This is a genomic window from Aquabacter sp. L1I39 (assembly GCF_017742835.1).
In the GTDB taxonomy this organism is placed as follows: Bacteria; Pseudomonadota; Alphaproteobacteria; order Rhizobiales; family Xanthobacteraceae; genus L1I39.
The window spans coordinates 1,297,700-1,321,826 of the sequence record NZ_CP072392.1 but is presented as its reverse complement, the minus strand read 5'-3'; the positions used below and the strand labels follow the sequence as shown (position 1 = coordinate 1,321,826).

Here is a 24,127-nt window from a genome sequence, read left to right as displayed (position 1 = left end):
CGCCTCCCTGGTCCAGGGCGACAAGGGCGAGCACAAGCTCATCTGGTCGCGATGAGCGGCCAAGGGCGCTCCGCTTCCCGCGGGGCGCCCGCCTTCCAGCCCGCAATTATGCGGAGCAGAACCCCCGCCGAAACCAGCGGCAACACAGACCTTACAGGCCGGCGCTCTGCATAATCCCGCTCTCCGCATAATCGGCGCGGCCGACCAGGACTCGGTGGCTCGGGGCGTTTTCGCCGGCGGCGCGGGTGTCGGGGATGATGCGCACGCCCCGGGCCTGCACGCCGAGGGTGACGATGTCGCCGGTGAACTCGTTGGTGCCGGTCTTCTTGAAGGTGCCGATGGTGGCCATGTTCCGTCTCCGTCCTGTCTTCTGAGCCCGCACCATTGCGGCCTCGATGGCGATCGGGAGGCCGAAGGCGAGCGACGCCACATCGCCTCGGGGTCCCCGTCGCGGTGGCGCGATGGGGTGAGGATTGCGACCGCAGCACAGCGGAGGACGGCGCAGGCGCGACTTTGTTGCTGCGCGAGGAATGACGGCGATCCGGGGTCCCGCGCAGCGCGCGGGGTGGGCGTCGGCAGGGGAAGAAAGTCGGGCCCAGCCGTTGTGGCATAGGCGCTCGAGGCGCAGCCGTCCTTCGGCCAGATCAGGCCATTGAAGAGGCCGTTTGGAGCGGGCACGGGCGGATGGATGAGGGAGACGGTTTGGCCTCGCGCCGGATATTGAGACCCGACCAGCCAGCATCGGCGGACGATACCCTGAGCTTGGCCAAGCTGCGCATTCCCCGTCCCTCCAACGTCACAAATGCTCTGCCCCTAGGGGTCTTTCGGCTGCGACGCGGCCGCCGTCCTCCACGCGCACCAATCTTGCCGCATCGGAGGTCGAAGCTGACGCGCCGGATCTCCGCTCCCTCCCGGCCCGACCGGTTGACGCGGACGCTATGTCACTCGCTGTCCGGGGCGCCGAACGGATATGGCGGTGTCAGAGAGGGGAGCTGTGCCCGTCAGAAGGGACGAACGCCTTCCTTTCGGTTATGCGAACGAAGGCGACAATGCCAACGACGGCGGCTCCGAGTATCGAAAACACCATCTGCCACGTCTGGGATGGCATGGTGTGCTTCACGATGCCATGGGTGGCGTGGAAGCCTGCGGCCACGGCCGGGACGACGAACACGGCAGCGATGAGCAGACGCGCCCAGATCGGGCGGACGATCGCGAACAGGAACTGGCCGAGGGCGTAAGTCAGGCCAGCGGCGGCAAGGCCGACAACAACGCCGAGCCATCCGGCACCGGTGTCATCGGCCCATGTGCCCGCCGTGATGCCCGCAAACAGCGGTAACGCGAATACCGCCAACGCGAATACCGCCAGCGTGAAGAGCAGCCAGCAGAGGAATGCGATTGTCCCCATGCTGAGGAGAATGCCGATGAAGATCATGGTGGTGGCCCCATAAGATCGGAGGAATGTGCCGCCACCGCCACCGCCACCGCCTCCGACGCACTCGCCCGATGAGCAGGCGGCGGCCACCATTCATCGCCGCCTGTTCGCCTCTCAGGTGCCGAAGGGGTCGATTTCTCGGACGATGGCGGCTTCGTCGCCGTCATATTCTGCAGCCGGGGCGACGGAGAGCGTGCCGTCGCCGGCGCGGAAGATGACGACGGTGGCCATCAGGGTGGTGGCGAGGCTGAAGGCGAAGGCGTGAGCGATCTGGGCGGACATCGACCTGGCTCCTGCGCGAGCGGAGGTCCATCCCCCGCTGACAGGCGCCCGAAAGGGCCGGCCGGTGGCCGCAATCACCGCGTGAGGCGCAGCCAGAGCGGCGGCACGCGCAGCGTAGTCGACCCTTCATGGGTTGATGGCGTCAGGCCATCGGCTGGACCCAAGGATCAGCGTCGTGAAGCGGGGGTGGTCGTCCGGTCAGGAGACCTTGATGGCGGGTTGCCGCTCATGCAGGTCGTCAGCGTTCCGCGTTCCACGGATTGATGACCGCTAAACCGGCGGCATGGAAGGCGCTGGTATCGCGCGTGGCCACAGGGAAGCCCCGGGAGGCTGCGATTGCGGCGATATAGCCGTCGGGCGTCGGAAAGCCCTTCCCGGCCGTGCGCGCTTTCACGGCGAGCTCGGCATAGTGTCGTGCGGCAGCGATATCGAACGGCAGGACACGGTCGGCGAACAGCTCCATCACCCCGTCCAGGGCTTCGGTGAGCCGGTCTTTGCGCTTGCCCGCGGGCAGCGCACCGATGCCATACAGTAGTTCGGCGATGGTGACGCTGGAGAGATAGAGCGTCTCGGCCGCCTGCTCGTCGAGCCACGCCCGGACGGTGTCATCGGGCGTGGGCTTCATCGCCTCCGAGATGACATTGGTGTCGAGAAGGATCATTCGAAGCTCATGGGCTCGGCGGGCGTCCTGTCGCGCGCCGGGCTGAGGGCGTCGACGTCCTCATTGGTCAGGCCGAGCCGGCGGCTGCGCTCCGCGAGCGCCGTGCCGAGCCGGAGGCGCGTGTCAGGGCGAACGGCGCTCTCAAGAATGTCGCGCATCTCGGCTTCGGTGCTGCGGCCATGCTGTGCCGCGCGCACCTTGAGGGCACGGTGCGTCGCCGCGGAGAGGTTGCGGATCGTCACTGCGGGCATGATAGCGCCTCCAGTAAGGCTGATAGCGTTGATAGCAAAATAGAGAACTTGCCATCACATTCAAGATGCAGGGTTCCGGCGGCGCTTATGCACCGCCGGAACTGAGGCGATAGACCGGGATGCCCATCTTGCGGGCTTTGTCGGCCAGATTGTCCTGAATGCCGGTGCCGGGAAAGATCACGACGCCGATCGGCACGATGTTCAGCATCTGGTCGTTGCGCTTGAAAGGCGCGGCCTTGGCGTGCTTCGTCCAGTCGGGCTTGAAGGCCACCTGCGGCACCTTGCGACTGTCGGCCCAGAGGGACGCGATCTTCTCCGCGCCTTTGGGCGAGCCGCCATGCAGCAGCACCATGTCCGGGTGCTTCGCGTGGATCTGATCGAGCTTAGCCCAGATCTGCCTGTGATCAGCGGTGTCGCCGCCCGAGAAGGCGATCTTCGGCCCGGCGGGCACAAGCACCTCAGTATCGGCACGCCTTCTGGCCGCGAGGAAATCCCGGCTATCGATCAGTGCTGCAGTGAGGTGGCGATGGTTGACCCGTGATCCGGCCCGTGGCGTCCAGGGCGAGCCTATGGCGATGCGGTAGCGGTCGGCGGCGGCCTCGCGGAAGGTTTCCATGCCGTCGCGCCGGTCGATTAGGTTCATGCCGATGTCGATCAGGCGCTCGAGCTCCAGTGACTTCACCTCCGAGCCGTCCTGTTCACGCTGAAGCTGCTTCTGGGCCTGCTCGTTGTCGTCGAGCTTCTGTTGGATCCGGTCCACGGCGCGGTGGAACATGTTGACGGTCGACCAGAGGAGATCGGGGAGGTCGGGATCGAGGCTGGTGTCGGTGATCGTGGCGACGAGGGCGTCGAAGATGTCGGCGGTGGCGCCTTCGATGAGGCGCTCCTCCGGTGGCGGGCGCTGGTCGCGCTCGTCCTCTGAAGGACGGTAACCGTGGAGCTGCAATTCCTGGATCAGGTGCTCGGTCGGGGATGAGACGTGGTGCGGCTCGTGGTCGTCATGCACGCTCATGGGATGCTCCATCGGCTTGGACCGCTTGCCGTGGCGGCCTTCATGGCGACGAAGCCGTCGGGCGGGACGGACCTGCACCCGGAGCGAAGCGAGAGGGCCGAAGCGTAGCGGAGGATGGCGACAAGCCGGCGATTTTGCTTCGCGATGGAAAGCGGCCCGAAGGCCGCGCCGGAAAATCGTCGGCGGCAGCCATTGCCGATCCGGCCCGGCTGACGGCCGATCGCCCTCTCGAAGGCGCAAGGCGCGGTCCTTTTGCCGTGACTGACGCATCCTTGCGGGTGTGGCAGCCACGGATCGCGGTTCAGCCCGCTCCGGCTATGGGGCCAGGTTCATGAAGCGCGCCACGTCCTCTGGGGCGAGTTGCACCCGAACACCCGTCCGAAGGGCATGGATACCGAGCCGCTGCAGATCCTCGTTGAAGTCCCCGAGCGCTGGCGACAATGGAATGGCCTCGATCCCCTCGGCGTTCGCCCGTTCAAGCAGCGTGTCCCGCGCGGCGTCACCGGCCGGATCCTTGTCGCGGACAATATAGAGCCGCCTCAAGGTAGGCGGGAACAGGATGGCGGCCAGATGCGCAGCCGAGAGCGCCGGCGCCAACGCCATGCTCGGCAGGATCTGCCGGAGCGACAGCATGGTCTCAATGCCTTCGCCCGCTGCCATCACGCTACAGGGCACGCCGATGCGGACGGCAGACCCAAGCAGATCACCCATCGCCTTGCGCGGTGTAGTGACCGGAGCCTTATCCGAGCCGTCGGGCGCAAGCCAGGTGCGGTGTACGCCGGTGATCCTGCCGGAGAGATCCGTGACGGCGGCGATCATCGCGGGCCAGGTCTCGGTCGGGCCGTCGTCAGGCTTGTAGTAGCAGCACGGATGGAAGCGCAGGTTTCCGGTTCCGTGCAAAAGCGTAATGCCGCGTCGGCGCAAATACGTCTCTGCGAGGGTCCCGGCGATGGGCTGCGACATGGCGAATAGCCGCCGTGCCGCTTCAACCGACCCCGATGGAGCCGACAGGACACTGCGAGGTGGTGATGTGGGCTCCGGTTCGGGATGCGGCAGGCTGAGGAATATCCGCGCTTCCTCGGCAACGTCAGCGAAGTCGAGGAGCCCCAACGATCCGCGGATGAGGTCCAGGAGATCGCCATGTTCGCCGGTGGCGGCATCGGTCCATTTGCCCGCCGGGCCCTTCGCAGATGCCTGGAGCCGGACAAAGAGCGAGCGACCGGGCGTGTTTCTGATATCGCCGACGAGCCAGTAGCGGCCTTCCCGACGCCCATTGGAGAGATAGTGACGGCAGACCGCCTCCGCCCGATCGGCGAGCCGGCGTGACAGATGTTGAGCAATCCCGGACATGGCGAGCTTTTCAAAAACAAAGGCCCGCCGACGGAGCCGGCGGGCCGAGGTTCAGGATCGTGTTGAGGGTTACTCCGCCGCCACGGCAGGGGGGATGTCCGTGGTGTCTTCAGTATCCTCAAGACTCTCGTCTTCGCCCATGACCGTTTTGCCGTCCTGCGCCGCCGTTTCTTCGCCGGCCGCTGGTTCGGCTCCGCGCAGCGGTTCCGGCAGCCAGCCGGTCTCAGTGAGCAGCGCTTCGGCCTCGCGGGCCATGTCGCCCTTCTTCAGGTGCGCGATGCGCTCCGCTGCGCGCGGCCCCTTCGCCTCGCTCACCGCCTGCAGAATGCGGGCCTTGGTGACCCGGCTGAGGAAATTATCCAAGGTCGGCCTCCACCCGGCTGCCGCCATGTCGAGGTCGACGGCACGTGCGAGCTGATCGGCATGGTGGAGCGCGCGGGGGCGCCGGTTCCAGGCTTCATGGACGGCGTTCACCGACAGGCTCACCACATGGGCGAACAGGCCGGAGCGGCTGTCGCTGTCCCAGTCGTGCAGAGCCTGCCAGAGATCAGCCGAGTCCTTGGGCAGGACCTTCGCCCAGCCTTCATGCCGGGCGTGGATCGCCGCGGCCGAGGCGCTGTCGTTCAGCCCCGGCGCCTGCGCGCTGAAGGCGATGCTCTTCAGGCCGAGCTCAAGGCAACTGTCCGAGCCGTAGTGGTAGAAGCTCTTCAGGGTCAGGGCATGCAGGGCGGCGAGGAAGGCGACGTCCGGCCGTTCGCCCAGCGCCTGGCGCAGGCCGAGCGTACGGTGTGCGGTCAGCTCGGTCATCAGCCGGTCCGAGAGCGCAGACAGCCCTTCGTCCTCCTCGGGCTCGGGCGCGTCTGCCGTGACGGCCTCGCCGGTACGCATGACCGCCGCCGCGATGTGATGCGGGCCGGCGTCTTCCGCGGCGGCTTCGGGCTCCACCGGCAGTTCGTCCTCGGGTCGGACATAGCCGCGCTCAATGCGCAATGCGCCATCATGGCCAATGCTGACGAACGCGCCCGCGCGCGCCATATCCAGCGGATCGAAGGTGATCGGACGCGCCTCGAAGGCTTCGATCGCCGTCTCGATCTCACCGAGCCGCGCGTCGACCTCCTCCGGTAGATCATCCGCCTCGGCGTATTCCGTGGACAGCCGATCATATTCCGTCTGCAGGGCGTCGCGGCTGGCCTCCTCTTCAGCGCTGAGCGGGATGGTCTCACCACGCAGCTGGCGCAGGCCGTAGGTGTGGCCATAGGCGAAGTCAGGGGCCATCTCGACCCATTTCCACCCCTCGGCGGCAACAGCGTCGGCCTCGGCCTTGAGCTTCTCGGTCACCAGTCGGTCGACCAGCGCGACATCCTGCAGCCAGCCGCCATCATCGCCCTGGAACAGGTCCCGCAGAATGGTGCCGCCGGCCTCGACATAGGCCTCAAGGCCGATGAACTGGGCGCGCTTGTCGCAGGCGCGAACCGCACCTTCGGTCAGCATGCGGCGGATGGCATAGGGCTGCTTGTCATAGGAGGTCTTCAGCCGCTCGAAGACCTGTTCCTGGCGTGCATGGTCGCCGGAGACGGTGAAGGCCATGAGTTGGTCAAGCGTCATGCCGTCCTCGGCATAGACCTCCAACAACACCGGCGAGACCGAGGCGAGCTTGAGGCGCTGCTTGACCACGCCAACGGAGACGAAGAAGGCGGCGGCGATCTCCTCCTCGGACAGGCCTTTCTCGCGCAGTGCCAGAAAGGCGCGGAACTGGTCGAGCGGATGCAGCGGCGCGCGCTGGACATTCTCGGCGAGCGAATCCTCCTCGGCGATGCCGCCCTCCCGGATGACGCAAGGCACCGGCGCGGTCTTGGCGAGGCGCTTCTGCTTCACCAGCAGCTCCAGCGCCCGATAGCGCCGTCCGCCGGCCGGGATCTCGAACATGCCGGTCTCCACGCCGGCGCCATCGACGACGGGGCGAACGCTGAGGCCCTGCAGCAGGCCACGGCGGGCGATGTCCTCGGCCAGTTCCTCGATCGAGACCCCGGCCTTGATGCGCCGGACGTTCGACTGGCTGAGCAGGAGCTTGTTGAAGGGGATGTCACGCGAGGGCGAGAGCGTGATCTTCTGAACATAGGTTGCCATGGAAAGCACCTCCGCGACGGGCGGCCGGGAGCCTCTCTCTCAGCCTCCAACCCGTCACGAAGCGCAGCGCCGCCCTCTCACTCTGGAAGGCAGCGCCGCAGAACCGTGGATGCGGAAGAGCGGAAAGCCGGAGACACGGATATCCGTATCCCCGGCTTTCCGGAAATCAGGCGGCCCGATCGAGCAGCTTCTTGGCCCGGCCCTCAAGGTCGAGCCTTGCATCCTGGTGCGGCTTGTCGCGTGCGACCGCAGTGATGCCCTGCACGAAGTCGAAGATGCTCTGGGGCTTGCGCCCTTCTTCGGCCAGCACCGTGTCGATGATCTTGGACGTCTCCGCCTTGGAGAAACCCCGGTTGCGCAGGAAGTCGCTGCGATCCTCGTCGGTGCGCGCGACGATCTTCTGCTGTGCGGCCTTGATGCCGTTGACGAAGGGCATGGGCGAAGAATTGGCGAAGCGGGTGAGTGCCGGCGCTGCCTCGTGCGCAAAGCGGGAGGCAGCGTATTTGGAGTGGCGGATGGTGATCTCCTGGAAGTCCTCGACGCCCCAGAGATTGCGGTTCTGGCACACGGCACGCAGATAGAAACTCGCGATGCCGAGCGTCTTGGCACCCACCTCCGAGTTCCAGCAATAGAAGCCCCGGAAATAAACGTCCGGCGCGCCGTCGGGCAAACGCCCGGCTTCGATCGGGTTCAGATCGTCGACCAGAAACAGGAAGACGTCGCGGTCGGACGCATAAAGCGTCGTCGTATCCCTGGTGATGTCGACACGTGGATTGTAGACGCCCGTCGACCAGTCGAGCACGCCCGGCACCTTCCAGCGCGTGTCGCCGGTGCCGTTGCCGGCAATGCGCTGCACCGCCTCGACCAGCTCATGATCATGGATCCGGCCATAGTCCGGCCCCGTCACCGCGCGCAACTCCACGCGATCCTTGGCGGTCTCATAGGTCTTGATCTGCTCGGCGCGGTGCGCGGTCAGCCCATATTGTAGATTGATGCCGGCCAGCGCGGCGGGAAGCTGGCGCAGATAGGCGGCCGGCGCTCCGATCTGGGCTGCGAGCTGGCCGAAGGACCAATGGTTCGGCTCGACGGGCGCATCCGCGCCGGGTAGGACCAGCGCAAGCCGCTCGGCATTGGAGCGGCTTGCCTCCACATGGATGCGGGACGTCTCCACCAGGCGCGACCGGCTGTGATCGGCCCGGCCCCGCACCATCGCGGCCAGCTCGCCCAGCGACAGAAACCGCTCATCATCCGGCCGGGAGAACCATTCCGACGACACGCGCCCGACCCGCTCGCCGCGCGTGACATCCACCTTGTAGCCGCCACTGGCGTCGCGACCGGCATCCAGAACCTGCATGTTCATGGGGATCACCCTCCATGACGGGCGCCGGAAGACTCTCTCCCAGCCCTCAACCCGTCACGGAAATCCGATCCGGCCTCTCACTCTAGGTGCCGCCTCCATGTAAGAGGGGCGCGTTTAGGGACTGGAGCGAATCATTTGGTGGCGTTGCGGGGGACTACGGGGGCATGCTTTACGATAGTGCTGATGTCCCGCCTCTGGTGACACACTGGCTGTAGCGCCAATGTCGCGCTCGTGGGGGTTGAGTGGTGCGGAGAGCAATTGAGGCGACCATCGAACCGGGTAGTTTTGTCGAGCTGCGGGGCCGCCCCTGGTTGGTCGAGGAGGTTCACGGCGAACTGGACGAGCTACAGACGCTCAACCTCTCCTGCATTGCCGACGATGCTCAGGGTGAGAGACTTGAAATCCTCTGGGACGCCGAAATCGGCGCGGCTGTGCTCGACGCGGAGGGCTGGCGGAATGTCGGTGTCGGCCTTCCTGACCGAGCCGAAGTATTGGCCGCCTACCTTCGTGCAATAAGATGGCGATCCGCTACCGCGGCTGATCGCGACTTGTTGCAGGCGCCGTTTCGGGCAGGGATTCGGCTGGACGCTTACCAACTTCTGCCGCTGCGCAAGGCCTTACGGCTTCCGCGAGTGAATCTGCTGATCTCGGATGATGTTGGCCTCGGCAAGACCGTTGAAGCAGGCCTAATCGCACGAGAGCTTCTGCTGCGCCGCCGGATCGATTTCATCGTTATTGCGGCCCCACCCGCGATGACGATCCAGTGGAAGGATGAACTCGAAGCGAAATTCGGCCTTTCATTCGAAATCATTGATCGCGAGCGCATCGGCGAAATGCGTCGGTTGCGGGGCTATTCGGTCAATCCGTGGTCGACCGGCACTCGCTTCATTGTTTCTCACCGCCTGCTCACCGACGAAGTTTATGCCGCCGGCCTTCGTGATGCACTCGGCGAATTTCGAGCGAGAGCGCTCTTCATCCTTGATGAAGCACACCACGCTGCTCCTGCGGCCGGGATGCGTTACGCAATATCAAGCCAGTTGACTAAGGCCGTTCGCGAGCTTGGCGAACGGTTTGAGCATCGGCTGTTCCTGACCGCCACTCCGCACAATGGCCATTCAAACAGCTTCTCAGCTTTGCTCGAGATGCTTGATCCTCAACGCTTCACTCGTGGCGTTGAAGTGCGGCCGAAGGATCTCGAGCCGGTAATGGTGCGGCGCCTGAAGGCAGACTTGCGCCGGTTGGGCGAGGCGTTTCCCGAACGCATCATCGAGGCCATTCGGATTGACGGCTTACCCGAAGTCGCTCCCGAACTCGACTTGGCGCGGCAGCTCGCTGCCTACGGCGAGCTACGAATGAGGCGTATTGCTAGCTTGCCGACCCAGAAGGCTGCCCTTGCAAAGCTCGCTTTTGTGGGACTTCAACAGCGCCTCTTATCGTCGATCGCGGCCTTCGCGCGCACGTTGAACGTCCACCGGGCGACCCTTCAGCGCATGGTGGACGGGGCAGCCGCCGGCTCGGTTGCAGCGGCGGCGTTGGCATTTGTGGCGCGGCCGGCAAACGAGGATAACAACGAGCTGGGCTTGGAGGATGATCGCGCCGAGAAATCCATCGACGCCGACGAAGATGCCACGGCCGAAGCCGCAACCGCGCTGGGTGCCGCCGACGCCGCCCGAAGCGACTTAAGCGCCGAACTTGCGGCCGTCGATGCCATGCTGGCCATTGCGGCACGAAACGCGGCCCGGCCAGACGCCCGCGTCCGTTGGCTGACTGATTGGATCAAGGCCAATTTCCTAGCCGGTTCGAACTGGAATCGCCGGCGCCTGATCATCTTCACCGAGTATGAGGATACGCGACGCTGGCTTGAGAAACGGCTCCGCGAGGCCATTGAGGGCACCGATCGTGCCGATGACCGCATTGGCGTTTTCACCGGCGCGACAGGGTCGGATCGCCGTGAAGAGGTCAAGCGCGCCTTCAACGCCGACCCAGATGCCGAACCCTTGCGCATTCTGATCTGCACTGACGCGGCACGTGAAGGCATTAACCTTCAAACTTATTGCTCCGACCTCATACACTTCGATCTCCCTTGGAACCCGTCGCGGCTAGAGCAGCGGAACGGGCGTATTGACCGCAAGCTTCAGCCAGCACCGCAGGTATTTTGCCGGTATTTTCGATACGAGCAGCGCGAAGCCGACGTCGTCCTCGAGGCGCTTGTTCGAAAGACCGAGACGATCCGCGAACAACTCGGCTCGGTCGGTCAAGTCATCGAGGAGCGGATTGCCAAACGGCTTGCCGAGGGAGGCATCGCGCGCGGCCAAGGGGCCAGCATTGCGCATGCGATCCTGGGAGAGAATGACGCCGAACGCCTGCGGCGCGCCCGCGCCGAAATGGATGATGACGAGCGCATCCGGCACGAGCGGTTGCTGAAGGAGCAGACTGATCTTCAAAGCGCGCTCGAAAGATCGCGTGAACGCGTCGGTGTGGATCCCGAAGACCTGCAACGCGTGGCGACCGCAGCTTTATCACGCGCCGGCTATTCCCTCGACGGGGCGCGTGGCCCGTCGGCGGGCAAGGTGGAAACCTTCGCGCTCGATCCAAGCGATCCGGCCTTCACCAAGGATGCGGGGTGGGACGATGCATTCGATGATCTACGGATCCGGCCGCGCAAGCGGGGAGAGCGGCTTGCCGATTGGCGGCGCAATGCACCCATCCGCTCCATCGCTTTTCAGCCGCCGATCCTGAACGACGGCCGCGACGCGTCTGATGTGGTGCAAGTGCATCTGGAGCACCGGCTGGTGCGACGGCTCCTGTCGCGTTTCATCAGTCAGGGTTTCCAGTCCAAACTGTCACGCCTGTCCGTCATTTACGGGCCCGGTGCGCAGCCGCGCGTGGTGTTGATGGGGCGCCTTGCAGTGTTCGGCGCAGGCGCGGCCCGTCTGCACGAGGAAATCATCCCGATCACTGCGATCTGGTCGGAATCGGAGCGCGACCGCAAACCGCTTCGGCCATTGGGAGAAAGCGGCGAGGAGAAGACGCTCAATCAGCTCGAGGAAGCCTTGCGCGATGCCCGCGAAGCGCCGGATATCGCGGTTGCCCGCATCCAAGCGCTAATCCAGAAAGACATTGATGACCTGGTTCCGGCTCTCGAGAAGATCGCGTCTGAGCGATTGGCCTCGGTGACAGCACAATTGAAAAAGCGCGGCGAGGAGGAAGCGCGCTCGCTGTCCAACTTGCTGGATCAGCAGCGCTCGCGCATCGCAAAGGCGGCCAGGGACTTCGACCCCAACCAGCTTACGCTCGATCTCGTTCCTGAAGAGCGGCGTGAGCGCGAGGCCGACCGGCGCCACTGGGAAGGCCGACTGACACGCCTCGAACGAGAATTGCGCGACGAGCCGGAACGCTTGCGCAATTCCTACGAGGTTCGGGCGCATCGCCTGGAACCGGTCGGTATGGTCTATCTCTGGCCGGTTTCGGGGTGAGTAGGATGGCAGTCGACATCAATCACGATCCGGACCTCGAATGGCTCGACCATGTCCCACCCGTCGGGCTTGTCGTGGCGCCCACGCTGCTGAAGGAACTCGGCCTTATTCCATCCCGGCAATCGGCGATCCAGACGGGCGAGGTTGCCGAGATTGTCGGCGATGATCTGGCTACGCCCGCCTTGTCCGATCCCTGGACCTTTATCGAAAAGGTGCTCGGCTGGGAGGCTCGCCACGTTGCAGGCAGTCCCGGAGGTCCGCCGATCCCGGATGAAATGATGGTGGCCTTGCCGGAACACGGTACCACGCTCGCCCCCACCTGGGCGGTCGCCGAGCTTGGCGAAGGCGAGCGCCGTTGGCAGCTTCTGGTGCGCGTTGAAGCGCGCGGCGTCGATCCCGATGGGCGCAATGCGCTCGATGGATGGGAGGCGACGCCTCACCAGCGTTTCGAGCGGCTGCTGCGCGATACCGGCGTCTTTGCAGGGCTGCTGATTTCCGAGCGCGAGGAGCGCAAGGACGGCCAGGTCCGTACCTATCCCGAATTCCGCCTGATCTATGCCCCGCGGGGCGAAACCTCGGGCCATCAGAGCTTCCCGATCCGGCCTATGGCGCTGGTCTCCGGCCGACCGATGCTGGGCGGGCTGAAGCTGCTGCTCGATCGCTTCCGGCTGTTCTCCGATGGCGACGACCGGCGCTTACCGGCCTTGTTGAAGCGCAGCCGGGACGCTCAGGCGCTTGTCTCGACGGCGCTGGCCGAACAGGTGCTCGGGGCGCTGCATGAACTGCTCCGCGGCCTTGATGCAGCCGAACCGGAGTTAGTTCGCGAGCTCTGCACCGCGCACCCCGAGCATCTATATGAGGGCCTTCTCACGGTTCTGATGCGCCTGGTCTTCGTGCTTTATGCCGAGGATCGCGATCTTTTGCCCTCGCTGCCGGGCGCCCGAGCGCGGGAGGTTTACGAGACCAGCTATTCCGTGCGTGGCCTCTACGCGAAGCTCACCGAGGATGCGACGCTCAACCCGGACACGATGGACGAGCGGCGCGGCGGCTGGGGCGGTCTGCTCGCCTTGGTCCGCATGATCCATAAGGGACACCGCACCGGCTTCGTCCAGGCGCGCGGCGGCAAGCTTTTTGATCCTGACGAATTCCCCTTCCTCGAGGGCCGCTCTGCCAAGGACGATGCACCGCGCATCCTGCATGTCTCAGATGGCTGCCTCCTGCGCATCCTCGAAGGGTTGATGACCATTAAGCTGCGCGGGGCGAACCGGGAGCGGCTGAGCTATCGGACGCTCGATGTCGAGCAGATCGGCTCGGTCTATGAAACCGTGATGGGCTTCACGGCTGAAGCCGCCAGTTCCCGCGTGCTAGCCATCAAGGCGGGCAAAAACAACAAAACCCCGGTCTTCGTGGCGCTCGATGATCTGCTGGCGAAAAAAGGCAAGGACCGGATTAAGTCTCTGAAAGAGGATGCCGGGCGGACGCTCACGGCGGCGCAGGCGAAGTCCGTCGAGGCGGCGAAAACCGTCGAGGATCTCGCGGCGGCGCTCGATAACATCGTCGATGAACGGGGCTCGCCCAAGAAGCGCATTGCGCCGGCCGGCACGCCGATCCTGCAGCCAACCGACGAGCGACGTCGCACCGGCAGCCACTACACGCCCCGCTCCTTGACAGCACCGATCGTCAAGCATGCGCTTGAGCCGGCGTTTGCGCGGCTCGGCCCCGATGCGACGCCGGAGCAGGTGCTGGAACTGAAGGTCTGCGATCCAGCCATGGGCTCGGGCGCGTTTCTGGTCGAGGCCTGCCGCGCGCTCGGCGAGCGGCTCGTCGCTGCCTGGGCGCGCTGGCCAGACAAACGGCCCAAGATCCCGGCGGATGAGGATGAGGAGCTGCACGCCCGGCGCCTGGTGGCGCAGCGTTGCCTCTATGGCGTGGACAAGAACCCACGCGCGGTCGATCTGGCGCGGCTGTCACTGTGGCTGGCAACGCTGGCGCGTGACCATGAGTTCACCTTCCTAGATCACGCGCTGAAATGCGGCGACAGCCTTGTGGGCCTCACTACAGCGCAGATCGCGGCGGCGAACTGGGACGAGTCAAAACCCGGCCTGCCGCTGTTCCGGCAATTGGTGCGCGACAGCGTTGCGAAGGCCATGAAGGGCCGCGCCGAAATCCAGAACGCGCCTGATGACACGATGCGCGCCATTCAGGAGGCGCGACACCGCAATCTGGAGTTGGAGGTCTCGCCCATCCGCACGATGGGCGATGCAGTAATCTCTGCCTTTTTTGCCGCCGACAAGCCCAAGGCGCGGGAGAGGGCGCGCGCGGAAGTGGAAAGTCATATCTCCGGTATGCCGCCGCGATGGGATTTGCTCGAAGCGGCGGTGGCGGCGCTGCGCGGGAGCGAACACGGCATCACGCCCTTTCATTGGCAGGTGGAGTTCCCCGAGGTGTTTGCGCGCGACAATGGCGGGTTCGACGCCATCGTGGGAAATCCGCCTTTCTTAAGTGGATCGAGAACATCGCAAATATTCGGCGCGTCCTACTTCCAGTTTCTATTGAGCCGATTTTCCGAATCTAAGCATCAATGTGATCTCGTTGCTTTTTTCGTACGACAATCCTTCGATATCCTTAGAAATGGTGGTGCGTGCGGACTGGTTGCGACGAATACCCTTGCGCAAGGGGATACTCGCGAGAGTTCCCTGCGTTGGGTTTTGAGGAATGGAGGAAACATCTACCGTGTTAAGAAGCGGCTTCGGTGGCCAGGAGAGGCTGCCGTGGTCGTGTCTGTTGTACATTTCGGAAAACACGTCACTGCTGAATCCTATTTCGATGATCGAATAGTCGACAGGATCAGTGCTTACCTGGTTGCGGGTAACTATGATGATTCACCGCTGGCGCTAGCTGACAGTCCCTACTATTCGAAGGGATCACAAATCTACGGCCAAGGTTTTGTCTTCGACGATAAGGATTCAAAGGCCAACCCCGTTTCAGCAATGGACGACATTCGAATGAGCGAAGTGGAATTCGCTCACGTGTTCGAATTGTTTGGTGGCGTTGATCTTAATCAGCAGCCGCAGTTGCATGCTGAAAAATGGGTGATCAATGTCTCTGAGTTCTCAGATGAAGCAGCTTTGAAAAAGCTTCCACTGTTGCATAAATTGATATCCGACAAGGTCAGGCCAGAACGCGAAAAACTGCCGGATAACGCCAACAACAAGCCTCTAAAAAAGAGGTGGTGGGCTTACCAGGCGCCAAGGCCGGAACTGTACCGTCGCTTGAGTGCTAGACAGTTTTGCTTGGCACATGCCGAGATCAGTCCACATTTGGCCTTCCGCCGCGTGCCGACCGGGCCAGTTTACATAAAGACGGCAATACTGATCGATGTAGAGGCGTTTGCCGGATTCGCTGCCCTCCAGTCCCGCTCTCACGAACTCTGGGCGCGCTTCTTTTCGTCTTCTATGAAGGACGACCTGCGCTACACCCCTTCCGACTGCTTCCGCACCTTCCCGTTCCCGACCAATTTCGAGACCAATCCCATCCTCGAAGCCGCAGGCGAAGCCTATCACGTCTTCCGGGCGCAACTGATGATCCACCGTAACGAAGGCCTGACCAAGGCCTATAATGGCTTCCATGCGCGCGGCGAGAACGGAGGCGACATCGCCCGCCTGCGCACTCTCCATCATGAGATGGATGTTGCCGTGCTGCGCGCCTATGGCTGGGACGATCTGGCTACCCGAGCCGCACCCGAGTTCATCGAACAGGACGCGGATGAGGGCAAGACGCCGAAAACCCGCCTCGACTGGCCATCCGACTTCAAGGACGAAGTCCTGGCCCGCCTCCTTGCCCTCAACGCCACCCGCGCCGCCGAAGAACGCGCCGCCGGGCTAGTGGCGGCGGATGAGGGAGATGATGACGAGATTGACGAAGGGGAGGTCGAATGACAAACCGGCATTATATGGTCACTTTTGACATCAGTCCGTCTTATGGTCGGACAAATGACTACCCCAAAGTGGATGCAGCACTAAAGTTCCGCTTCGGCGCCATGAATTTCTGGCGCCCCCTCAAACAAGTTCGAATTATTCGGACAAACCAAGATGCGCGAGCCATCCGCGATACCGTCTCACAGGCATTAGGCTCAGGATGCAACGTTCTCGTTGTGCGACTACGTCGAGGTTATGCATTTAAGATTGCGAACCCTCAAGATCGGCTTGAAGCGCAAAAGAGACTGCAAGACATTGTTTAAGCCAAACCGCCAACGACTGTGCCGCCGGCTGGTGGCGGCTGATGAGGATATCGAGGACGGGAGGGGCGAATGAGGGGCAGCCATGGGTGGCATTTCTGACGCGCAAGTCGAATGGGCCATTGTGAACCGCCTGAAGGCGATGCTCGATGATCCACCGCGGACCACATTCAACGTTACACAGACCTTCGCGCTTTTCAGCAGTGTCCTGCTGTGGAGCAAGAACCGCGCATGGGTTGCCGGCAGGCGGCCAGGGCTGGGGCCGGATGCGGATGAGGCCGACAATCGGGCGCATAAGGCGCGAAAGGCACTCGGCCGAGCCATAATCACTGCTGAACCATGGCGGTTGTCGACAATCGATCCGCAAATCGCCGTCCTCGGTAGCGAGCCGGACCAAGTGTCTGGCGGCGCGAGGATCAATTCTGACTTTGAAAACATGAGTGCTGAGGCGTTCTTCGAATGGCTCCGCAACGCCGTAGCTCATGGCGATGCGCGTACGATCCGGCCTATTCACAAGGTCTCCCAACGCTCCGGCATGCCGCTCCTGGCAGGGTTTCGATTCAGGTTCGAGGAGCGTTACGGCTCAACTCGGAAGCTGGAGCTTTCCCTCTATCACGATGACATGCGGCGACTTGGGAGCGGGCTTGCTGACCTTTTCTGTCAGTCACTGAGTGGCCGGGACCGGTACTTCGAGGAAGAAGCAGGAACCGCCCGGCTTCAGGAGGCCGAGACGGCGGCGTAGAGCCATCCGCAAGATTTTCTTGCAAGCGCCGATTCGCAAGATTATAGCCGGGTCCGGAGGTTCTCATGTCGGCCAGTTTCATCGGACCGCGGATCAAGGCGCTGCGCGAGGAGCGAAAGCTCAGCCAGGACGATCTCGCGCGCCTGTTCGGCTTCAAGGACCGCCAGACGGTTTCGGCCATCGAGACCGGCGAACGCCGTGTCTCGGCCGAGGAGCTTGTGCTTGCGGTCGAGAAGCTCGGCGCGTCCTTGGACTATTTCACCGATCCGTTCCTACTGGTTGGCGAAGGCCGGTTTTCGTGGCGGCAGACCAATGTCGGGCTGCAGCGCCTCAGCGCCTATGAGCGCAACGCCGGCCGCTGGATCGCTGCGTTCCGCTCCATCGCCCCGCAGGTAGGGCGCGAGGCGCCGCTGCTGCGCCGCGCACTCGGCCTGCACAAGGGCTCGCGCTTTGAAGACGCCATGGAAGCGGGCGAGCGCTTTGTTGCGGAATTTGCGCTCGGCGACGTGCCCGCCGCCCGCTTGGCCGAGGTGATGGAGCGTGAATTCGGCATCCTCGTCCTGCACGTCGATGCGTTCGACGGGATTTCCGGTGCGGCATGCCGGTTGCCGGAACTCGATGTGGTGCTGATCAATCGCCACGAGGTCGTCGGTCGCCGCCATTTCGACCTTGCGCATGAGCTGTTCCACATTCTCACCTGGGACGCGATGCCGCCCGAGCATTCGGAGGATGCGAGCGAGACGTCGAAAAACCGCGTCGAACAGCTGGCGAACAATTTCGCCTCGGCAGTGCTGATGCCGGCGGCGATTCTTGATGACTTTGGCGATTGGTCCGCGATTCCTGCGCGGGAGCTTCCTGCTAGGTTGAACGCGGCGGCTGATGCGCTGTTGGTGACGGCTTCGGCACTGAAGTGGCGGCTCGTAGCGCTTGACCGTTTGAAGCCGGCAGCGGCGCGCGCCGTGCCCGATGCGGTGTTGCGCAACAATGGTCGCGATGCGGCGCAAGCGGTGACGCCGCCCCTGTTCTCAAAGCCGTTCATGGAAGTGATTGGGCTCGCCGTTGATCAAGGCCGCGTTTCGGCGAGGCGAGCGGCGGGGCTAGTTGATCTCACGGTCGATGAACTTGGCGAGCTCTTCGTGACGCACGGGGTTCCTTCCCCGCTCGAGTTGTGAGGGGCCATGGCGCGCCATCGCGGCCCAGTTCTGGTCGATACCAACGCTATCCTGGAGAGCTACCGGGTCGGATCTTGGCGCGCGCTCAGCGGAGGCTATGCCGTGGAGACCGTTGAGGATTGCATCATCGAGACCCAGACCGGCTTCCAGCGCCGCCGCCCGGAAATGCAGATCGATGCAGCAGAGCTTCGGGCGACGCTTCAGGCCATCCATCCGGTGGTCGACGCGCAGCGCGCCGTCGTTGCGGTGCGCGCGTCGGATATCGCGCTGGACGTCGGCGAGAGATCCCTTTGGGCGCATGCGCTCACGCGCAACGATGCGTGGGTTCTGTGCGGCCCGGACAAGGCCAGCATGCGCTTCGGGGTGCGCCTCGGATTGAAGGACCGGCTGATAGCACTCGAAACCTTGCTGTCGGATGCCGGCCATCACCCGAAGGAAGCGCTCAAGCCAGCATACACCGCCAAGTGGCTCGACAAGCTGCTCGGCGAACTTTTCATGTCAGAAGGGTTTGGGCGGTGATGAAAACGTCAGAGGAAGTGCGCGCCCAGATCGTCAATGTTTTCCGCCGCGACCTGATCGGTCCGGGCCCGCAGGATGCTGATCTCGCGACCGAACGCCTGAACGAGAATCCTGCACGTTGGTATCTCGCCGGCTTCATCGCGCCTGCGGAAGACCCGCTTGGCCTTGAAGGTGACGACGATGATGTCGATCCCTCCGCGCAGGAGGAAATGGAACTCGATGTCGAGGAGCCGGATGCGGACGGCTCGAACGGCGCGGCAGCCGATAATGAAGAGCCCGACGCGCCTGTAACGCGGAGGCGCTTCCTACCATCTTCGATCGGTTTGACGGTGCTGCTTGATCCCGATGTCACCGAGATCGAGGCGCGGGTGTCGTGGGGCGACTATCGCACCGAACCGCGATTGCCCGAGGAAGTGCTTCTTCCCGAACCGAAGGCCGAGGAGGTCGACGGAGACGGAAAGAAAATGCGCGTCGAGAGGCCAATGGTCGATTGGGTCCGCAGCCCAAAGGAGCGCGTTGTTGCCCTGCCCGTGACGGAAGGACGGGGCGCCTCGATTGTCGTACCGGAAAGCGCAGCCGAGCAAAGGCGTGGCGGTGGCTTGGTGCTCGAAACGCATTCGCGTCTATTCAGCTACGAGACGCCTGATGGGCAGATCGAGCGCGTGCGCGCGCTAACGGTGTTCCTCGTCAACCGCCGCGCCACGGTGCACCGCTTCTACTCCGATGTAAGCTACGCCTTCCAGGCACGCCTCGAACTGGTATCGGAAAGCTGCTTTCGGCCTCGTCGTGATTTGTCTGGCTATCGCGCCCCGGATTGGGATTTGCGGGTCGCCGATCTGCACTATCGCGATCTCAATGAATGGGCTGTAGGTCGCAACGCCGCTGCGGGGTGGGAGGCGGCGGAAGGCATCGGCCAACTCGTCAAGCGCGTCTGGACCGACCCACTGCCATCGGCCGAGGTCGAACGTGTCGCGCCCAATGAAGATGCTGATTTGAAGGCGCGTGTCTCATTCGGGATGGAAGCGCTGGCGCAATTGGCTGAAGGCGATGGGGTGGGTCTGAGATCGGCGCTTGCCGATCTGCCGGGCCTCTACGGCGCATGGATCAATGCTGAGCGCGCAAAGCTGGGCAGACTCCCTACACGACGGAAAGAGACCGGCGAACGCTTGATCGCCGATATGGAGAAGGCGAAGGCCCGTATTGCAGCCGGAATCGATCTCCTCGCCAAAGATGCAAAGGCTCGCACAGCCTTTCGCTTCATGAATCTCTCGGTGGCGATGGCGGCACGTCGCCGTGTCGCGGGCCCGACTGGCGACCCTGCAGCTCTTCCCGAACCACAGTGGAGGCCATTCCAGCTCGCCTTTGTGCTTCTCAATCTGGCGGGTTTGGTTGATCGCCGCCACGTCGACCGTGAGACGGCGGACCTCCTGTTCTTCCCCACCGGTGGCGGCAAAACCGAGGCGTATCTCGGCCTAGCGGCGCTCGTCATTGCCCATCGACGTCTTGGCGGACCTGGAGTGCTTGGCGCCGGTGTTGCGGTGATAATGCGCTATACTCTTCGCCTTCTCACCCTGGACCAGCTCGCCCGCGCGGCGGGCGTTGTCTGTGCGCTCGAGCTCATGCGCACCAACGCCAAGAACGTCGATGACAAAGGCCGACGCATGCTTGGCGATTGGCCGATCGAGATCGGTCTGTGGGTGGGATCTGACGCTTCGCCGAACAAACTGGGCGGCAAAGGCAACACAGACGAAACGACCGCTGTTGGCCGGGTGCGGCGATACAAGAGTGGTCGTGACAAGCGTGCGCCTGCTCCGCTGAAGGCGTGTCCATGGTGTGGGACGGAATTCAAGCCGGATTCGTTTTCGTGCTTCCCGAACATGCACGCGCCGACAAATCTCGAAATCCGATGCGTTAACACGAGTTGTGATTTCAGCCGGAACCGGCCACTACCTGTGCTTACCGTTGACGAGCCGATCTATCGCCGCCTGCCAGCGTTCTTGATCGCTACAGTCGATAAGTTCGCGGCTTTGCCCTGGGTCGGGGAAACCGGTGCCTTCTTCGGGCATGTCGACAGGTTCCAGCCTGACGTAGGCTTCTACGGCGCCGCCGAGCCTGGCCTTGGAAGCCCTCTCGGCAATGGGTGGTCGCTAGATCCGCCCGATCTCATCATTCAGGACGAACTGCATCTCATTGCCGGGCCGCTTGGGACTGTTGCTGGCCTCTACGAGGCAGCCATAGATCAACTCGCATCTCGTGGTTCTGGAGAAACACGCATACGTCCCAAGATCGTCGCATCGACCGCAACGGTCAGACGCGCAGCCGATCAGATCTCAGCGTTGTTCGACCGCAGCAATACGAGCATTTTCCCACCACCCGGAGTTGATCGGGTAGACAGCTTTTTTGCACGGACGGTACCGTCCAGCACTAACGCAGCTAGGCTCTATCTCGGTATTGCGGCCCAAGGGCGCGGCCCAAAACTCGTGTTTCTGCGCTCCCTGACGACCCTGGTTGCGGCGGCACAGGCGGCATACGACGCCAACCTGACAGCTGATCCGAAGAATAGAAATCCGGCTGATCCGTTCATGACAGCGCTTTGCTATTTCAACGCACTGCGCGAACTGGGCGGCGCGCGCCGGATTGTGGAAGACGAAGTGCGTGATCGCGCTGCCCGCTACGGTGCTCAACGCCGCAGGGTGGACCCAGCCGACAACCCGTTTGCTGATCGCCACATCAAAGAACCGATGGAACTCACCTCCCGCGTCTCAACAGATGAGGTTGCGAAGGCCAAACAGCGATTGGAGGCCGAGTTTGGCAGTGACGTGGACACGGTCGACGTCGCGCTCGCAACCAACATGATATCGGTGGGACTCGATATCACACGCCTTGGACTGATGGTGGTTCAGGGTCAGCCGAAAACCACTGCGGAGTATATTCAGGCGACGAGTCGTGTAGGTCGCGACCACAACCGGCCGGGGATCGTGCTCGCGGTGCTGAACCTGCATAAGCCACGCGACCGGATGCATTTCGAGCAGTTTGGACAATTCCATCGTACATTCTATCGAGCGGTCGAGGCGACTAGCGTAACGCCTTGGGCTGCTCGAGCATTGGATCGCGCCCTGGCTGCAGTCGTGGTCGCCGCGGCGCGTCATGTGGATGGGGCGCTCACGCCGGATCTCGCTGTCAGTGAACTGAAGAACAATGTCGGTATCCGCAACTTGGTTCGTGACTCGATAGTTGAGCGCGCGCCGGAGCGGATGATCGCTGGTGGACGCGCAGCGCTGTCAAAACTGATCGATGACATACTGAATGCTTGGATCGAAACCTCGGACGATCAGGCTGCCGGAGGCAGCGCGTTCGCCTATGCCAAAAAGAAGAGTCCGCATCGGCTGTTGCATATGCCGCTTGAGCCTGAAATCGCCAATCTGGCTGAGCCCCACCGTAGGTTTGTGGCAGGCCGCTCTATGCGTGATGTTGAACCGAACGTCACATTGAAGGTCAAGGATCCTCTTGGAAATCCGATCGCAAACGCCGAGGATCTCGCATGACGAAGAATGCTCAACGCCTCAGCCAGCTAATTTCGACCTTCGGTCCGGGTGCGATGATCGATTTGCCAACTCGGTCAGTGGTGGTTGGAGGACTCGAACAGTGGGACATGAAGGGTAACGCCTTCAAGACTCTTCCAGAGCCGCGTCTAACGTTGCGACTCGAGCAAATTCTGAAGGCGCAAGGTCGCCTAGATCCAGCAGCAAGCCTGACATTGAGAACTCCACCGATTTCGTCTGAATCCAGAGATGGTGTGCCGCGTGGCGTTGCAGCACCCGTATTTCCCACGTGGTTTATCTGCGAACAGATCGAAACGAATACTTTGGGGACGAAGACCGTCCGCCGACGCCGGTTAGTTCGTTGGCAAGACCTCGACAGTAAGGGAAGGAGACGTTTCCAATACGATGATGGTCGCAAGAGCGATGTGACGCCCATCCGCTTCGTTTGCGCATGTGATAAAGGGCATTTGCAAGACATCGACTGGCGCTGGGTTGTTCACGGATCGAGTGCATGCCATGAGCCGATGTGGGTGGAGGAAAAGGGAACTAGCGCAGACCCTGCAGACACCAGCATTGTGTGTGGGTGCGGCAATCGTCTGTCCCTTCAAGATACGTTCCAACCCGGACGCCTTGGCAAGTGTCGCGGCGAGCGCCCGTGGCTGCTGGACCGCGACCCTGAAGGGTGCGGGGACAATCTGAAGCTGCTCACTCGAACTGCGACAAACACCTATTTTCCACAGGTGCAAACGGTAATTTCGTTACCAACTGAGGAAGATGAACTCAGTCAGCTTGTTGATGAACTCTCGGCTGATTTAGCAGGCGTACAAACAGTACAAGATGTCGCTCAAGCCAAGAAGTTCAATCCGAAGATATCTGCATCGCTTAGCGCATATTCTGATGTGGACATTTTTGATGCACTCCAGCGCATTCGCGACGGGGCGAAAACCGACGCCACCCGTTCACCAAAGCTGGCAGAGTTTGACACGTTCGCTTGCGGTCGTTCAGAGATCGGAGTGAACCATCCGACAGCCAAGCTTTTTGCGCAAACTCTCACGCGAGATACATGGGCTGATCCGGCAGCCGACATGGACCTATCCGGCATCAAGAACCTAGTCACAGTGCATCGTCTGAGGGAGGTGTCATGCCTTTACGGGTTCACGCGGTTTGAAGCGGCTCCGACAGGATCGGATGGCGATATTGAAGACATTCAGTTGAGTGTTCGCGGTGCTCCTATTTCGCGGGATGCCAACTGGTTGCCAGCAATCGAACAATTTGGGGAAGGTATCTTCATACATTTTGATGCCGCAGCCATTACAGAATGGCTTCAAAAAGAAACCCCAGCGGCGCGAAATCAAAAGCTGTTGGCTGGATATGGACACTGGCAGAAGCGTTTTTCCGGAAAGGCACCCGCTTATCCTGGGACAGCGTATGTGCTTCTTCACAGCATATCTCACGCATTGATGGCTGAAATAGCTCTCGACTGTGGTTATCCGGCCAGCTCCTTGAAGGAACGCGTATACGCACTATCGAGCGCCCGAGGTGGTGGCGACATCGACCGCTGCGGTATCCTTATTTACACAGCAAGCGCTGGCGCTCAGGGTACTCTTGGAGGTTTGGTGGCCACGGCTCCACGATTTTCTTATATTCTGAAAAGCGCGTTAGACCGCCTACGCATTTGTTCAAACGATCCTGTTTGTGCCGACCACGAACCGGACGACAAAAGTGGCGATCGGGCAACCCACGGGGCCGCGTGCCATGGTTGCCTACTAATTGCCGAAACGAGCTGTGAGATGAGAAACCTTTTCCTCGACCGCAGCCTTTTGGTGCCAACGATGGCGGATGATGGATCCTGCTTTTTTAAAAACTGAAAACCCTCCCGCGAAGCAGGAAGCTGAGAAGGAGTACGGGCTATGACGATTATTCAACGTAACCCGACGCCACGAACTCTATCTGGAATGCAGTTC

General features: G+C 62.5%; 15 protein-coding genes and 1 pseudogene. 7 read left to right on the top strand and 9 right to left on the bottom strand.

Annotated elements, in window-relative coordinates; all coding sequences use genetic code 11:
- Positions 1 to 190: 190 nt before the first annotated feature.
- The 9 genes and pseudogenes from J5J86_RS05790 to J5J86_RS05750 all read right to left on the bottom strand — a co-directional run.
- Positions 191 to 349: pseudogene (locus J5J86_RS05790) on the bottom strand (DUF736 family protein); the annotation flags it as partial.
- 630 nt (positions 350 to 979) lie between these two features.
- Positions 980 to 1,432 (bottom strand): hypothetical protein, encoded by a 453-nt coding sequence (locus J5J86_RS05785; RefSeq protein ID WP_209103920.1) that lies wholly within the window; start codon positions 1,430 to 1,432, stop codon positions 980 to 982.
- 114 nt (positions 1,433 to 1,546) lie between these two features.
- Complete coding sequence (locus J5J86_RS05780; RefSeq protein ID WP_209103919.1) at positions 1,547 to 1,714, bottom strand: hypothetical protein; 168 nt, start codon at positions 1,712 to 1,714, stop codon at positions 1,547 to 1,549.
- Between the two features lie 238 nt (positions 1,715 to 1,952).
- Positions 1,953 to 2,375, bottom strand: coding sequence for a type II toxin-antitoxin system VapC family toxin (locus J5J86_RS05775; protein WP_209103918.1), 423 nt, complete (start codon positions 2,373 to 2,375; stop codon positions 1,953 to 1,955).
- The gene (locus tag J5J86_RS05770; RefSeq protein ID WP_209103917.1) at positions 2,372 to 2,626 is read right to left on the bottom strand and encodes a FitA-like ribbon-helix-helix domain-containing protein; all 255 of its coding nucleotides are present in this window, start codon (positions 2,624 to 2,626) and stop codon (positions 2,372 to 2,374) included. Before J5J86_RS05770 ends, J5J86_RS05775 begins: the two co-directional genes overlap by 4 nt.
- A gap of 85 nt (positions 2,627 to 2,711) precedes the next feature.
- Positions 2,712 to 3,638, bottom strand: coding sequence for a DUF2493 domain-containing protein (locus tag J5J86_RS05765; protein ID WP_209103916.1), 927 nt, complete (start codon positions 3,636 to 3,638; stop codon positions 2,712 to 2,714).
- A gap of 315 nt (positions 3,639 to 3,953) precedes the next feature.
- Positions 3,954 to 4,988, bottom strand: coding sequence for a DUF7146 domain-containing protein (locus J5J86_RS05760; protein WP_209103915.1), 1,035 nt, complete (start codon positions 4,986 to 4,988; stop codon positions 3,954 to 3,956).
- Between the two features lie 69 nt (positions 4,989 to 5,057).
- Entirely contained in the window at positions 5,058 to 7,115 is a 2,058-nt protein-coding gene (locus J5J86_RS05755) for a ParB/RepB/Spo0J family partition protein (RefSeq protein WP_209103914.1), read from the bottom strand.
- Between the two features lie 166 nt (positions 7,116 to 7,281).
- A complete protein-coding gene (locus J5J86_RS05750; protein WP_209103913.1) occupies positions 7,282 to 8,475 on the bottom strand; it encodes a DUF932 domain-containing protein in 1,194 nt (397 codons plus the stop codon).
- Between the two features lie 242 nt (positions 8,476 to 8,717).
- On the opposite strand from J5J86_RS05750, the gene drmD reads away from it, so the two are divergent.
- The 7 genes from drmD to drmB all read left to right on the top strand — a co-directional run bounded on the left by drmD (position 8,718) and on the right by drmB (position 24,031).
- Positions 8,718 to 11,951 carry a DISARM system SNF2-like helicase DrmD gene (drmD, locus tag J5J86_RS05745; protein ID WP_247658096.1) on the top strand — a complete coding sequence of 1,078 codons (3,234 nt, stop codon included), beginning with the start codon at positions 8,718 to 8,720 and terminating at the stop codon, positions 11,949 to 11,951.
- A gap of 5 nt (positions 11,952 to 11,956) precedes the next feature.
- On the top strand, positions 11,957 to 15,889 hold the full coding sequence (locus J5J86_RS05740) for an Eco57I restriction-modification methylase domain-containing protein (protein WP_209103912.1): 3,933 nt from the start codon (positions 11,957 to 11,959) through the stop codon (positions 15,887 to 15,889).
- A gap of 384 nt (positions 15,890 to 16,273) precedes the next feature.
- A complete protein-coding gene (locus tag J5J86_RS05735; protein ID WP_209103911.1) occupies positions 16,274 to 16,930 on the top strand; it encodes a hypothetical protein in 657 nt (218 codons plus the stop codon).
- Positions 16,931 to 16,995: 65 nt separating this feature from the next.
- Positions 16,996 to 18,102 (top strand): helix-turn-helix domain-containing protein, encoded by a 1,107-nt coding sequence (locus J5J86_RS05730; RefSeq protein ID WP_209103910.1) that lies wholly within the window; start codon positions 16,996 to 16,998, stop codon positions 18,100 to 18,102.
- Between the two features lie 6 nt (positions 18,103 to 18,108).
- A complete protein-coding gene (locus J5J86_RS05725) occupies positions 18,109 to 18,621 on the top strand; it encodes a hypothetical protein (protein WP_209103909.1) in 513 nt (170 codons plus the stop codon).
- Positions 18,621 to 22,166, top strand: coding sequence for a DISARM system helicase DrmA (gene drmA, locus J5J86_RS05720; protein ID WP_209103908.1), 3,546 nt, complete (start codon positions 18,621 to 18,623; stop codon positions 22,164 to 22,166). Before J5J86_RS05725 ends, drmA begins: the two co-directional genes overlap by 1 nt.
- A complete protein-coding gene (drmB, locus tag J5J86_RS05715) occupies positions 22,163 to 24,031 on the top strand; it encodes a DUF1998 domain-containing protein (RefSeq protein ID WP_209103907.1) in 1,869 nt (622 codons plus the stop codon). Before drmA ends, drmB begins: the two co-directional genes overlap by 4 nt.
- The last annotated feature ends 96 nt before the right edge of the window (positions 24,032 to 24,127 follow it).